The organism is Flavobacterium collinsii (assembly GCF_902804485.1).
Classification (GTDB): Bacteria; Bacteroidota; Bacteroidia; order Flavobacteriales; family Flavobacteriaceae; genus Flavobacterium; species Flavobacterium collinsii.
In genome coordinates, this window is sequence record NZ_CADCST010000056.1 from 1 (window position 1) to 14702 (window position 14702).

Annotated in this window: 14 protein-coding genes; 4 read left to right on the forward strand and 10 right to left on the reverse strand. The window is 36.2% G+C overall.

Annotated features, from left to right (window positions below):
* A partial coding sequence (locus FLA105534_RS02865; protein WP_217427681.1) for a hypothetical protein occupies nt 1-225 on the forward strand: 225 nt, incomplete at its 5' end.
* 10 nt (nt 226-235) lie between these two features.
* On the opposite strand, the gene FLA105534_RS02870 is transcribed toward FLA105534_RS02865, so the two are convergent.
* The 10 genes from FLA105534_RS02870 to FLA105534_RS02915 all read right to left on the reverse strand — a co-directional run bounded on the left by FLA105534_RS02870 (nt 236) and on the right by FLA105534_RS02915 (nt 12203).
* On the reverse strand, nt 236-1654 hold the full coding sequence (locus tag FLA105534_RS02870) for a TolC family protein (protein ID WP_173964545.1): 1419 nt from the start codon (nt 1652-1654) through the stop codon (nt 236-238).
* A 326-nt stretch (nt 1655-1980) separates the two neighbouring features.
* Entirely contained in the window at nt 1981-5142 is a 3162-nt protein-coding gene (locus tag FLA105534_RS02875) for an efflux RND transporter permease subunit (RefSeq protein WP_173964546.1), read from the reverse strand.
* A gap of 11 nt (nt 5143-5153) precedes the next feature.
* The gene (locus tag FLA105534_RS02880) at nt 5154-6374 is read right to left on the reverse strand and encodes an efflux RND transporter periplasmic adaptor subunit (protein WP_173964547.1); all 1221 of its coding nucleotides are present in this window, start codon (nt 6372-6374) and stop codon (nt 5154-5156) included.
* Nucleotides 6375-6671: 297 nt separating this feature from the next.
* A complete protein-coding gene (locus FLA105534_RS02885; RefSeq protein ID WP_173964548.1) occupies nt 6672-7265 on the reverse strand; it encodes a TetR/AcrR family transcriptional regulator in 594 nt (197 codons plus the stop codon).
* 916 nt (nt 7266-8181) lie between these two features.
* Nucleotides 8182-9105, reverse strand: coding sequence for a bifunctional helix-turn-helix transcriptional regulator/GNAT family N-acetyltransferase (locus tag FLA105534_RS02890; RefSeq protein ID WP_173964549.1), 924 nt, complete (start codon nt 9103-9105; stop codon nt 8182-8184).
* A 191-nt stretch (nt 9106-9296) separates the two neighbouring features.
* The gene (locus tag FLA105534_RS02895) at nt 9297-9641 is read right to left on the reverse strand and encodes a cupin domain-containing protein (RefSeq protein WP_173964550.1); all 345 of its coding nucleotides are present in this window, start codon (nt 9639-9641) and stop codon (nt 9297-9299) included.
* Between the two features lie 12 nt (nt 9642-9653).
* Entirely contained in the window at nt 9654-10085 is a 432-nt protein-coding gene (locus FLA105534_RS02900) for a TQO small subunit DoxD (RefSeq protein WP_173964551.1), read from the reverse strand.
* A 261-nt stretch (nt 10086-10346) separates the two neighbouring features.
* Nucleotides 10347-11141: a helix-turn-helix domain-containing protein gene (locus FLA105534_RS02905; protein WP_173964552.1), complete on the reverse strand. Its 795-nt coding sequence runs from the start codon at nt 11139-11141 to the stop codon at nt 10347-10349.
* A gap of 244 nt (nt 11142-11385) precedes the next feature.
* Nucleotides 11386-11886: an SRPBCC family protein gene (locus tag FLA105534_RS02910; RefSeq protein ID WP_173964553.1), complete on the reverse strand. Its 501-nt coding sequence runs from the start codon at nt 11884-11886 to the stop codon at nt 11386-11388.
* Nucleotides 11883-12203, reverse strand: coding sequence for an ArsR/SmtB family transcription factor (locus FLA105534_RS02915; protein ID WP_070908246.1), 321 nt, complete (start codon nt 12201-12203; stop codon nt 11883-11885). Before FLA105534_RS02915 ends, FLA105534_RS02910 begins: the two co-directional genes overlap by 4 nt.
* Before the next feature lie 663 nt (nt 12204-12866).
* Between FLA105534_RS02915 and FLA105534_RS02920 the strand changes: the two genes are divergently transcribed.
* The 3 genes from FLA105534_RS02920 to FLA105534_RS02930 all read left to right on the forward strand — a co-directional run bounded on the left by FLA105534_RS02920 (nt 12867) and on the right by FLA105534_RS02930 (nt 14645).
* A complete protein-coding gene (locus tag FLA105534_RS02920; protein WP_173964554.1) occupies nt 12867-13100 on the forward strand; it encodes a hypothetical protein in 234 nt (77 codons plus the stop codon).
* A 602-nt stretch (nt 13101-13702) separates the two neighbouring features.
* Nucleotides 13703-13936: a hypothetical protein gene (locus tag FLA105534_RS02925; RefSeq protein ID WP_173964555.1), complete on the forward strand. Its 234-nt coding sequence runs from the start codon at nt 13703-13705 to the stop codon at nt 13934-13936.
* 178 nt (nt 13937-14114) lie between these two features.
* Nucleotides 14115-14645: a DUF6680 family protein gene (locus FLA105534_RS02930; RefSeq protein WP_173964556.1), complete on the forward strand. Its 531-nt coding sequence runs from the start codon at nt 14115-14117 to the stop codon at nt 14643-14645.
* Nucleotides 14646-14702 lie beyond the last annotated feature (57 nt).

The following is a 14702-nucleotide window of genomic DNA, read 5'->3' on the forward strand; positions in this document are numbered from 1 at the left end:
GTTCTAAAGTGGAATCTTGACTATTATTTCTCATCGCAACAAAATTTATTAAAGTTAAATTTTGTTACCGAAATATCTAACCTTTACAAGGATGACAAAAATGAGGATAAAAAAATCCACCTTAATCCGCGCTTCCGCAAAGCGGATCCACGTCATCCGTGTGCCATAAAAAAACGCCATGAAACTATAAGTCTCACAGCGTTCTCCTCTCAAAAAAATAAATAATTAACGGGTATTATTTCCAGCCACCACCTAAAGCACGATACAACTCCGTATTGGCAGATAGCTGCTCTCTTTTTATGTTGGCCAGTTCTAGTTCGCTTTGTAATAAATTCGACTGTGCAGAAAGGACTTCAAGATATTCCGCCATACCGTTTTTAAATAGCAAATTGGCATTTTTTATGGCTTGTTGTAACGTTTTTACGCGTTGTTGCAAAAATGATTCCTGTTGTTGCAATTTCTCAACTTTTACTAAAGCATCAGATACCTCGCTAACGGCTACTAAAACAGCTTGTCTGAAACCAAAAACGGCTTTTTCTCTTTCGGCAACTGCGATATTGTATTGGGTTCTCACTTTTTTATTGTTCAGTAAAGGCTGTGTCAATCCTCCGGCAACAGTTCCGAACAAAGAAGCCGGAATGTTAAACCAATTGCTGGCTTCGAAGGAATTTACGCCACCCTGAGCGGTGATTCTAAGTGCCGGATACAAATTGGCTTTTGTGATTCCCACATTGGCATTGGCTACTTTAAGAGCCAGTTCGGCACTTTTTACGTCTGGTCTGCGGCTTACTAACGAAGACGGAATCCCGATCGCATTATTGCTTTTAATTTCCAACGCACTTAAACGAAGACTTCTTTGTTTTGAATTTGGGAAAGAGCCTGTTAAAACACTCAATGCATTTTCCTGAATCGCTATGTTTTGTTCCAATAACGGAATCAATTGTGCAGCGTTTAATTTTTGTGCTTCTGATTGCTGAATCGCTAATGAAGTGACCTGACCTGCATCGTATTTTAATTTGATAATGTTGGTGGTACTATCATTTAATTTCAGATTTTGTCTGGCGATATCCAATTGGGCGTCCAGCATTAAAAGATTGTAATATCCTTTAGATACATTGGCAACAATAGTAGTCTGTAAAGCTTTTTTAACTTCTTCTGATTGAAGATAACCGGCAAAAGCTCCTTTTTTCTGGTTCTTTATTTTTCCCCAAATGTCAGCTTCCCATGAAAGTGTTGCTCCGGCCGTAAAATCATTAATGTGATTTTGACCCAATGCCTGACCTAAGTTCTTTCCTGTAAAACTATTATCTGACGGATTGCTGGTGCTGGCTGCTACAGATAAATTCACCTCAGGGACATTTCCCCATTTGGATTGTGTAAATCTGTAATGTGCGATCTCGATGTTTTTAGTGGCAATTTGCAAATCGTTATTTCGGGCAACCGCACTGTCGATTAACTGAATAACATCTTTCTCGGTAAAGAAGTTTTTCCACTCCGTGTCTCCGATACTGGCCGTATCTTTTGAAACCGATGCATTCCTGAAATTTTCAGGAAATGCATCTTTTGGAGTTTCAATATCCTTCGAAACCTTACAGGATATTAAGGTAGTGATCAGAAGGACGATCATTACGATTTTGGTTATATAATTTTTCATTATTTTTTTATTAGATTTTTGTACTTTTTGGATGTAATTTTTTAAACACATAGGAACATAGTTTTTATAAACTTAAAAGAGGCGTTTCACTAATTTAAGTGCACATAGTTTGTCTATGTGCAGAAACCAGTTTCTTCTAATTTCTTTTTTTGTGACATAAAATTCTATGTCTCTATGTGTTAAAATTTATTTTTTAATTTCTCCGAGAGCTTAAATTTCTGTACAAGTATCTTTTCTGTTTTCAAGATCTCTTGAAATTTTATAGGAGATGTATCCGATGCCAATGATAATGGCTACGAGTACGGTTGTGATATAGTTTTCCATTTTTATTTTTCTTCGTTATGAATTACGGCTACCGGTTTTCCGGAAACCTTTTCTTGTAAATATTGGAAGATGATGAATAAAACCGGGATGATAAACAATCCTAGAATTACCCCTGAAATCATACCTCCGGCGGCACCAATACTAATCGAATGGTTACCTTGTGCTGATGGCCCTTTGGCACTCATCATCGGAATTAATCCCACAACAAAAGCCAGTGACGTCATGATAATTGGTCGCAAACGCAGTTTTGCGGCATCTATTGAGGCCATCACCAATGCCTGACCCGATTTTCTTTTCTGAACAGCAAACTCCACAATCAGAATGGCATTTTTAGCGAGCAGTCCAATTAACATTACCAGAGCTACCTGTACATAAATGTTGTTTTGAATTCCGGTTAAACCAATGGCTACAAATACTCCAAAAATACCTGCAGGAATTGAAAATATTACAGCCAAAGGCAAAATGTAACTTTCATACTGTGCAGCAAGTAAGAAATAGATGAATATCAAACACAGTAAGAATATAGTCGCGGATTGCCCTCCGGAAGAAATCTCTTCACGGGTTTGTCCTGAAAATTCAAAACTATAACCTGCAGGTAATTGTTGTGCAGCCACTTCTTCGATGGCTTTAATGGCATCTCCCGAACTAAATCCAGGTTTCGGAATGGCGTTAATCGAAATCGAATTAAACAAATTGTATCGCGAAGCGGTTTCGGAACCATAAATACGACTTAGTTTTACCAAGGTATTTATTGGAACCATCTCTCCGGTTTTGTTTTTCACAAAAACTCTGTCAATAGAGGATGGATCAGCTCTGTCGGCAATATCGGCCTGAACAACCACTCTGTAATATTTACCAAATCGGTTAAAATCAGAGGCTTGTGCGCTACCAAAATAAGTCTGCATCGTTTGTAAAATGTCTTTTACGTTTACACCCAGTTGATTGGCTTTTTCATCATTGATATCCAGTTGCAACTGCGGATAATCGGCTTTGAAACTTGTAAAGGCTACTGCAATCTCCGGACGTTTCATCAATTCTCCGATGAAGCTTTGAGAGACGCCACTAAACTTATCCAATTTGCCTCCGGTTTTATCCTGAAGGACCAAATCTAAAGCTTCAACGTTACTAAATCCGGGAACAGTAGGGAAGCTGAATACAAAGAAACTTCCGCCGCTAATAGTTCCTAATTTTCCTTGTACATCGGCCATTATTTCGTTGATTCCTTTAATTTTTCCACGCTCTTCATCCGGCTTAAGCAAGACAAAAATAACTGCAGAAGAGGGACTAGTAGAATTTGTTAATAAATTGAATCCGGAAATCGCTGTTACAAATCGTGATGATTCGTCGTTTCTTAGCAAATTCTCTGCCTGAGTCATTACTTTTTGTGTTCCGTCAAGAGAGGTTCCCGAAGGTGTGTTTACTGCAATCGCAATGAATCCTTGATCTTCAGTTGGAATAAATCCTGTCGGAGTCGTTTTTACCATTACAATTGTTGCGACTGTAATTAATGCTAAACCACCTAAGCTCAACCATTTTCTGCGAATTAAAAATTTCAAACCTCCAACGTAACGATTGGTTAAGGAATCAAAACTTTTGTTGAAAGCGCTGAAGAATTTCTCTTTAAATCCTTTTTTCTCATAAACAGTATCTCCGGAAGCGTCGTGATTGTCTTTTAAGAATAAGGCAGCAAGTGCCGGACTTAAAGTTAAAGCGTTTACCGCCGAAATTACAATTGCAATTGCCATCGTAAAAGCAAACTGACGATAGAAAACCCCTGTAGAGCCTTCCATAAAACCAACCGGCAGGAATACAGCAGCCATTACCAGCGTAATCGAGATAATAGCACCCGTTATTTCGTGCATTGCTTCATGTGTAGCTACTTTTGGAGACAAATGTTTGTGCTCCATTTTGGCATGTACGGCTTCGACGACCACAATCGCATCATCTACCACAATACCAATCGCCAGAATTAAAGCGAAAAGTGTTAGCAGGTTGATCGAAAATCCGAATAACTGCATGAAGAAGAACGTTCCTAAAATTGCTACAGGTACAGCAATAGCCGGGATTAATGTTGATCTAAAATCTTGCAGGAATATAAATACTACGATGAATACTAATATAAATGCTTCGATTAAAGTATGTTCTACCTGTTCTATCGATTGATCCAGCGATACTTTGGTACTATAGAAAATGTTGTGTTTAATCCCTTTAGGGAAATCTTTTGAGGCTTTCACCATCAATTTATTAATCGCGATCTGAATGTCATTGGAGTTTGAACCTGCCAATTGAATAATACCAATTACAACTCCTTTTTTACCGTTCAAACGCGTTAAACTGTTATAGGAATAAGCACCAAGTTCTACTCTTGCAACATCTTTTAAGCGAAGTACCGAACCGTCTGCGTTAGAGCGAATAGCAATATTTTCATACTCTTCCGGTTTGGTTAGTTTTCCTTTGTATTTGATTACATATTCAAAAACCTCTGTACTTCTTTCCCCAAATTTACCCGGAGCCGCTTCCAAACTTTTGTCCTGAATGGCGCCCATGATTTCGTTTGGAGTCACTTTGTAAGTTGACATTTGCGTTGGATTTAACCAAACACGCATGGAGTAATCTTTTACACCTCCAAAAATACTGGCCGATCCAACACCCGGAATACGTTTGATCTCCGGAATAATATTGATCTGCGCATAATTGGCCACAAACGTCTGATCGTATTTTGATTCGTCATCGGTGTACATACCAATTGCCATGATAAAACTATTTTGTTGTTTGGCAGTGGTTACCCCTTGCTGTACAACTTCGGCAGGCAATTGACTGGTAGCCTGTGCCACCCTGTTCTGTACGTTTACGGCTGCCTGATCGGCATCGGTACCTAATTTAAAGAAAACAGTAATGGCTAACGATCCGTCGTTACTGGCCGTAGAGCTCATGTAGGTCATATTCTCAACCCCATTGATAGATTCTTCTAAAGAGGGTGCAACAGAACGTAAAACCGTTTCGGCATTAGCTCCCGGATAAACTGCTGTTACCAAAACCGATGGAGGGGCAATATCAGGAAACTGTTGTAAAGGCAATTTCGTAAGTCCAAGTACCCCCAGAATCACCAACAAAATGGAGATTACGGTTGCCAGTACAGGTCTTTGTATAAATATTTTGAACATTTGCGTGAAAATTATTTTTTAGTGATTACTTGGGCAACTTTTGTGGCCGGTTTTTCAGGCTGAATAAGTTGTCCTTCCTGAAGTTTGTCGATACCGCTTAATACAATCTGATCACCTGATTTTACACCATCTTTGATCAAATAGTTGGTACCGCTTTTGCCAATAACGGTGATCGGCATTTTGTTGACTTTGTTTTCTTTGTTAACAGTGAAAACAAAAACTTTATCCTGCATTTCTACAGTAGCCGATTGTGGTACCAAAACGGCATCGTCATGGTGAAGACCTAAACGAATTTTACCCGTGTTTCCTGAACGTAAAGTACCGCCCGCATTAGGGAAAGTGGCTCTTAGCGTAATGGCTCCGGTGGTTTTATCAAACTGACCGTCTACCATATCAATTTTTCCGGTTTGTGGATACGCATTATTGTCTGCTAAAATCAAAGTTACAGGAGGCAATTTTTTGATTTTGTCACCAAGACTAGTTCCGGCATATTGTGCTTTAAAGTTGATGAAATCGGTTTCACCTAAAGAGAAATAGGCAAAAACTTCATGCACATCTGATAAGTTGGTTAAAGGTTCAACATCTGATGCCGAAACTAAACTACCTTGTTTTTTAGGCAATCTTCCAATGTATCCGCTTACAGGAGCTGTAACATTGGTGTATCCTAAATTGATTCTGGCTGAACCGACCATTGCTTTAGCCTGCTCAATATTGGCAGCAGCAATTTTTTGAGAAGCTTTGGCTGTTTTTAACTGATAATCCGAAACTACTTTGTTTTGAACTAATGGAGTTAGTTTATTTACTTCTAACTGAGCGTTTATTAAAGCAGCTTCGGCAGCGTGAAGATTGGCCAGTGCGTTGTTTAATTGTTCGCGAAAAGGACGTTCGTTTATTTTGAATAAAGTTTGACCTTTATTTACGTAAGCACCTTCGTCTACATAAACTCTTTCCAGGTTTCCACTCACCTGAGGGCGAATTTCAACATCAACAGTTCCTTGTATAGAAGCAGGATATTCGGCATCTGTAGTGGTGTTTTCACTTGTAATGGCTAAAACTGGTAATAGTGGTGCGGCAGGAGCTGCCGGGGCTTGCGATTTATCTGCACAACTACTTAGTACGAGTGCCAGAATAAAACTGGTTATGATAACATTTTTCATTTTACTATTGGTTTTAATTTGTTGAACATTTTTTGAGATTAATTGATGTGGTATTCTGGCATTCCGGGAATTCATATTTAATTATATTAAATTATCTAACGTTGTTAAGCTTTTAGGCCTGAATTTCTATGTAATGAGCCTCCCAGTTCTATTTTAAAAACGGGTATTAAATTATTTATCACTGTTAAGTAAAATGAGAAAAAAGGTTTCTAAATTACTCTATTAAATTATTTATCACTGTTAAGTAAAATGAGAAAAAAAGGTTTCTAAATTACTCTATTAAATTATTTATCACTGTTAAGTAACAAGGCAAAGGTATTTTTTAATCGGCTATTAAATCATTTATCACTGTTAAGTAAAAATGAAATTTTTTTATTGTATTGATTTTATGATACCACCAATCGCATCTTTTAGGATTTGAGCGTTTATGGTTTCCAGAATGTCACTTTTGTTAATGATATTAATGGCGATCAAACCATGAATAACAGAAAAGAAAGTAAAATATTTTTGTTTGATAATATCCTCACTTGGATTACTGTTCTTCATAACTTCAGCAATTACCGAGGTAAACAATTTATAAGGTGCTTCCTGAGCCGAACATCGTTGTGCACAGCAGGTCATTTGAACACCAAACATCAATTGGTACATTTCAGTATTACTAAAAGCGAAATCCCAGTAGGTCATCCACATGGCTTCTAACTGATCTTCGGGTTTTTCAAACTTATCTTTTGCAGTTTGCAACTCTTTGGCCAGTTTCAAAAAACCTTTACCGGTTAGTTCTTCAAGTATCGCCTCTTTATTCGAAAAGTATTCATAAATAATAGGAGCAGTATACTCAATTCTGTCGGCAATTTTACGCATACTCAAACCATTCCAGCCTTCTTCTTTTACGATATCATAAGCAGCCCCAAGAATGTTATTTCTTGTCTCTTCTTTTTGTCTTAAAATTCGATCTTTACTAGCCATTTTATTTGAGTATTAAATTGTTTAACACCGTTAGGCAAATGTAGGACGGTTTTTCTGATTATGAAATAATTTTGTCATAATATTTTCTTATCGTGCCATAGGTCGGCTATAAAAAACTTGCGAAGGCTTTATTTTACTCGATTTTTTAAGACATATTTTTTTTTAGGAGCAGTAGGTTTTTGTGTTTTTAAGACCAACTGTCCTGCTTTTCGCTATATCTTTTTCTGTTCTCGTTAAAGAAACGAGACCAGAAAAAGGATACCGCTGCAATCAGGGCTAAACGAGGGACATATATATCAACACAAAATGTTGTGGGGTTGATAGAAGTTATTCCTTTTATTAACGATTTCAGCTCTTCATTTAAGAGATCATTTTATTACAGCCGATTTTATAATTAGTGTTCTCTTTTGGTATCAATATTTGAAATGTTTAAAAAGGACTGAAAGCCCAAAAGCATAAAAATAGTGCAACGCACTATAAATTAAGATAATGAATCATATTGCCCTGAAAGGGCATAAGCAGTTATAAATTAAGTATAAGATCTTGATTAAAAGTTGCTAAGTTTCGGAAATGTCATAAAATAAGATAGGTGCTTTTTGGGTTATGCTTTCGCCCTTACAGGGCTTAAAGAGGCCTCATCATTATTCATGGCACTTCGTGCCATGTTACTGCTAAGGCTCTTTCAGAGCTACAGATTCCAAATACTTGTCTCTTATGGGTAAGTCCTGTATTATTCGTTTTTGGAAAAGGAAAAGAAAGATTACTTTTTAAACCTGCATTTCGCTCGTGAGTATGATTTAAAATTTGCCATTTTTTTTTATTCACGAGCGCGGCAGCTGTAGTGATTTTTTAGAATAGAAAAACGGAGTTGTAAAACTATTAATAAGGACTCGTTGTCATCTCACATTTTTACATCTCATTTTTTCACATAATCCATTTCGACGTGTTCAATTCCGGCATCCAGGAAAAAATTATCGGTTTGTTTGAATCCGTTTTTGATGTAAAACCGACTTGCATTGACTTGTGCGTACAAATAGATCTTTTCCTCATCTTTTAAATCAGCTAAGATTTTTTGCAGGATTGTTTCTCCAATTCGTTTCCCGCGATAAGTATTCAAAACGGCAATTCTTTCGATTTTGAAACCTTTTTCCATTTTTCGGTATCGTGCTGCTCCGGCCGGTAAACCGTTAACAGTAGCAAGATAATGAATCGCCTCTTCATCATCCATAGATTCACGTTCCTGGGAAACATTTTGTTCCTCTACAAATACTTGTCGGCGAATAGCAAAGGCAATTTCTACTAATTTGTTATCGTCAATCTTCTCGACTTTTATGGTATTTTCTGTTGCTTTTTGAGCAGTGTCGCTCTTCATTTCTTTAATTGTGGTCATTCGGTCAAAAAGATTTTTTGTTTTCAGATTCTGATTTACTTCGTGTATGGCTTTGAATAAATTATTTTCGGTATCAGTGAGTTCAATCAACGCTTCGGTCATGATTTGCCATAAAGGCTGTAATTGATCGATCATCTCGTTGGCTTTGTCTGTAAGGGTAATCAGGCGTTTTCGTTCGTCTTTGGCGTCTTTTGCAGAACCAATCAGTTCTTTTTTCTCCAGCTCTTTCAGTAACGAAATAGTAGTAGGATGGGAGTAGCCAATTTCCTGAGAAAGCTCGACAACACTAATGGCTTTTTTCTGCGAAAGCACATACACCACCGGAAACCATTTAGGTTCAAAATCGATGTTCTGACTTTTGTAGAATAACTGCGCTTCTTTCCTCAGGTTCTCATTCAAACGCTGCAAAAGATTCCCCAATACCAATGACTTTGATTGCTCTAATACCATAAAAAATAATTTTAGTTCAAATTTACGTAGTTAGCTACATATATTCAAAAGGCTAAAGTAAATTTTAAGATTTATTTATCTTTTTTGACTTTTGTTATTGGCTAAAAGAAATTTGCAGGACCGAATTAAAAATCTGATCCTGCAAGTAGTTTTTTTAGGTAAAATGTGAAAATGTGAAATGTGAGATGTGTTTATTTAAGTATTACAACTTCCTCAGGGACTTTAAACAGCAGTACACAGCCATTTTTTGAAAACACAGAATGACTGCTTCCCGGTGGCATGTACAGATAATCACCCGTTTTTAGTTCGTCTTTTCCGGAACGGACTTCGCCTTCAAGAACATAAATTTCTTCTCCCGCAGGATGAACATGATTAGGATACGAAGCACCCGCTTCAAATTTTAGTAAAAAAACAGTGGGTCTGTTTGTAGCGGGATCAAAGTATAAGGATTTGGCAAAGATGCCATCCGTTTTTACACCTTCTTCCATTAGAACTTTCCAGTCTTTTTCGCTGCTTCTTGTGATTTGTTTTTCCATTATAGTAATTTTTTAGTTTGTTTTATTTTTCGAAAGGATTTCATCTAAACTCCAGTGGTATTTTTCTACAGTTGACAAAAGAAAAGCTGCCATAGAAAAGGTAAAAACAGAATAATCTAAAGGCTCTTTTATTCCAAAAGAATAAGTCATGGCAAGTGCGAAGCCAAAAGTTAAAATGGCAGCGCCAACAGCCGAAAATTTAGTTTGATAGCCAATGAGCAGGAGTAGAGCGAATAATGTTTCCAAAATAGTCGATACAATAGCAATAGTTGGAATCCAGTTTTTAGGAAGAAAAGAATTTACTTGTTCCGTATAAACCAGAAAGTTTTTCCAACCCGAAGATTGTGTGCCCCACAATCCTAACCGACTTGAAACGGCGGATGAAAAGCCTGCTGCTAAGGCAACCCGCAAAAGCAAAACGGCATATTTCTGATTTTTTTTCATCTTTTTGATTGCTTTATTATTATAATACAAAGATGCGGAAGGCAGTGTTGCTAAAGAATAGAGAATCCTCGAAAAAGTATGTAATTAAACTTTTTCGGAGTTTTTTTAATATGGAGGAAGTATAGAATTAGAATCTTAAATAAACGTATTTTATTTAAGCAAACACGGCTGTCTATGAGTTGAGAAACGAGTTTCTTTTTTGCAAAATCTTTTTACAGCACATAATATCTATGTTTCTATGTGTTTAAAATCAACTTCCTGTTAGAAGTTAGTCGCTTTTTCTTTAAAAGATTTTGGGGAAGTGTTGGTGTGTTTTTTGAAGAAATTAGAGAAGTAAAAAGGATCATTAAATCCTAAAGTATAAGCGACTTCTTTTACCGATAGTTTCTCATAGGTAAAAAGGCGTTTGGCTTCGGAAATGATCAATCCGAAAATAACATTTTGAGCCGTTTTATTGGTGTGCAGTTTCGAAAGTTCGTTTAGTTTCGATTCTGTTGTACCGATCAGAACAGCGATTTCGTTTACAGAAAGGTTTTTGTCGAAGTTTTGTAAAATCGCTTCCAGAAAATGAAGAAACAGTGCATCGGGTTTGTAGATTTCATCCCCTCGATTAATTTTGGTTCGGTTGATTTCGATCAATATCAATTCAATTCGGCTGTGAATAGAGGTGAGGTATTGATAAGGCATTTGTAGTAATTCTTTGCCTATCGTTTCTAATTCCTGAATAACAAACGGGCTATTGTCTACTACAATCATTTCATTCATGGCAAAGTGACAAAACAGTCCGTTATGGAAAATCAATTCCATATCAGTGTCATCTTTGCAGAAAAAATTATAGGTAAATTCTAAAACAAATCCTGTTGCATTCCCGATGTTTTTAAAATAGTGAATCTGACCGGAAGTAATGGTGATAACAGCATTTTGGGTTAAGGTAAATTCATTTTCATCTACAGAAATAACAGTCGAACCCGAAGTGCAATACACAAGTACATATTTTAAAACGCGTCTGGGTTGTTCTAAATCTGTCGCCTGATCAAATGTTTTTATCGAAACCATATTGAGGATAGTGTTTGATCAAAAGTAAGATTTATTTCATGAAGTTGACTGGTAGGTTACATAAAGATTCGCTAAGATTTTGGTTTGAAGTTTAGATTTAATCTCGCAAAGGCGCAGAGACAAAAAGTTTTCATTTAATGCCACAGATTAAAGGATTGAAAAAGATTCTCCAGCATTAGGGCAGGTAAATCTGCAAAATCTGTATAAAAAGAACTTTGCGTCTCTGCGTCTTTGCGAGATTTTTTTATTTTGAAGATAAAGTTTTCAGCAATTGATCCAGGTTGTCGATACTCATTTTAAACCCTTGTTCGAAGCCCATTTCAATCATTTTTTCCAGACGTTCCAAAGATTCATTGAAAATTGTGATGCTCACCTTGGTAATGCCGTTTTGCTCGCTAAAGCTATGATCCCAATTGGAACCCGGCAGTTCGCGATTTTCATTTTGGTCTGCAAAAGTATTGAACATCTTAAAATTGGTCTTTGGCGTAATCGAAGTGTATTCCTGAACCGCCCAGCGTTCGAATCCTTCGGGACTTACCATGGCGTAGAATCTGCGTCCGCCAACTCCAAAAGTCATGTGTTTCGTTTTAGACGACCACGGTTTTGGAGCTACCCATTGATCCAGAAGTTCCGGTTTGGTAAAAGCATCCCAAACCAGTGGAAGTTCGGCATTAAATTCTCGGTTTATGATTACCGTTTTGGTGGCTTTGTCTACGGTAAAATCAAATTGCAAATCGTTTTTCATTTGTTCTGTTTTTTAAGCGTTACTAATAGTTCATCAAGCTGATTGAATTTGGTTTCCCAGATTTCCCTGAATTGGACTAACCATTGATCAATCTCTTTCATTTTTTCAATTTCAAGCGAATAGTAAATTTCTCGGCCTTGCTGTTCCTGTTTAAGCAAATCGCATTCTACCAGTATGCGAAGGTGTTTCGAAACCGATTGTCGGGAGGCATTGAAGTTCTCTGCGATGGCATTTGGTGTCATTGCCTGTACAGCGATCAGCGTTAGAATTGACCTTCTTGTCGGGTCGGCTATGGCCTGAAAAATGTCGCGTCTCATAATATTCCGGTTTTAATTAAGAAACCAATTGGTTGCAAATATACGTGCAACTATTCGGTTTCGCAATTTTCTAGTGAATTATTTTCGAGAAATTTTAAAGAAATGATTTTTTAAGTAGCAGAATGGTAGTGTTTTAGGTGTTTATTTTAATGTTTCAAGTTTCAGGTTTCAGGTTTCAGGTTTCAGGTTTCAGGTTTCCGAAATGACAACATTGGGAAAAAATTCCGGAGGAATGAAATATTTCTAGATTCATAAAACGTGCCGTACCAAAAGCTCCAGCGGAGCGACATATGCTAAATAAGATTTCGCCCCGCTGGGGCTCTTTTGAAACGGGGTGAATTGTTTTTTTATAAATATTTCGTCCCGTTGGGACTTCATAAGAAATAGATGTAATTTTTTTCAGGACGTGACAAATGACAAAAATGCGATAAATGCTCGCTGAAATATAGATTTCTTATATTTGATAAATAAATGTAATTTATTGAAAGAAAAATCTTTCTTTTTTAAATGGTTTTCTCTATATTTGAAGTTCTTAAATCTTCACAATTAAGATAAAATAAAATTTGCCCTTGTGCTATGTAGTAAAGTTTAGAAAGAGCTTTGACGCCGTGAAGAAGCGTAAGACTACTAAGGCATGAGGGTTTTTCTTAAATTCTTCAAATTATGAAAACAAACACCCTTTCCAAAGAAGCCGAAACAAGGCTTATTGATTTTTTTAATCACACCATCGATCCTACCGAAATGGCAAAAGCCATAAGACAAGCCAATCACATACTTGCTTTAGGAGTCATCAGAGAACACGAAATTCTCGAAAAAGAAAGAACCAGTCTGGAAAACAGCTTTTATTGGCTCAATGAATTGGCGGAGATTTTGAACCCTTATTTGTGTGAGGAGTAGAGTTTATAAAATGGAAAAACCTCGATTTTTAAATGAATCGAGGTTTTTTTTATAGGTATATTGTGTTTATTACTTTGCGGGCACGGATTGCAAATCCGCGCTATCGGGTGTAGAGTAAGTTTATAAAATGGAAAAACCTCGATTTTTTTAAGATCGAGGTTTTTTTATAGGTATATTGTGTTTATTATTTTGCGGGCACGGATTGCAAATCCGCGCTATCGGGTATATGCTAAATAAGATTTCGCCCCGTTGGGGCTCTTTTGAAATGGGGTGAATTGTTTTTTTATAAATATTTCGTCCCGTTGGGACTTCATAAGAAATAGATGTAATTTTTTTCAGGATCTGACAAATGACAAAAATGCGATAAATGCTTACCGAAATATAGATTTCTTATATTTGATAAAAGAATGTAATTTATTGAAGGAAAAATCTTTCTTTTAAATGGTTTTTCTTATATTTGAAATTCCTAATATTACGACTTTGAAACTGAAAAAAAATTGCCCTTGTATTATGTGTGCGGTATCGGAAACGACCGCAAATACTGTCGTAAGTATTAGGAACACTAAGATGCAAGGGTTTTATATTCCTAATTTTACGACATTATGAGTACAAACACCCTTTCCAAAGAAGCCGAAACAAGGCTTATTGATTTTTTTAATCACACCATCGATCCTACCGAAATGGCAAAGGCCATAAGACAAGCCAATCACATATTGGCTTTAGGAGTCATCAGAGAACACGAAATTCTTGAAAAAGAAAGAACCAGTCTGGAAAACAGCTTTTATTGGCTCAACGAACTGGCGGAGATTTTGAATCCTTATTTGTGTGAGGAGTAAAGTTTATAAAATGGAAAAACCTCGATTTTTTTAAAGATCGAGGTTTTGTTTTTTGCGTTTATGTTCATGAGCGAAATATTTACTAAATAAGATAAAGAATAGGTATTTGTACGTAGTTTATTTGATAGCGTTTTTAATACATTTGAAATATTACATTAATATTTATTATTATATCATTATGGTAGCAGATTTTTTAAAAGATTATGGAGAACTTATATCTATAACATTAATTCCATTTATTTTATGGTTCATTGGTATTAAATTTCAAGATAGAAAATCTAAGCAAGATGCTAAGCTGAAATTGTTTCTCTCATTAATGGCTAACAGAAAGGCTACGCCAACTAGAGAATGGGCAGATTCTTTAAATCTAATTGATATTATTTTTCAAGATGATAAAAAAGTACGAAATGCTTGGTTAGATTATTTTAATAGTTTGCATCCTAAATCTCCCCACTCTGGAAAATCAAATGCTTTTCTATTGGATTTATTGTCTGAGATTGCAAATAATCTAAATTATAAAAATTTAAAGCAGACTGAAATTGATCGATTTTATTCTCCTCAACATTTTGGAAATATTGAAAGTACTCAAGACATTCTTCTAAAGGAACAAATTCGTGTTTTGATGCGTTCAAAAGCTTATGGAGTAGAGATGACCGAAGATGAATATCAAGAAAATTTAGACAAGGTTTTTAATTCGCCTACTTCATAAAATAATTAGATCATATTTTGCAAAATTTTAAATTAAATTTATATAACAGATTTATTT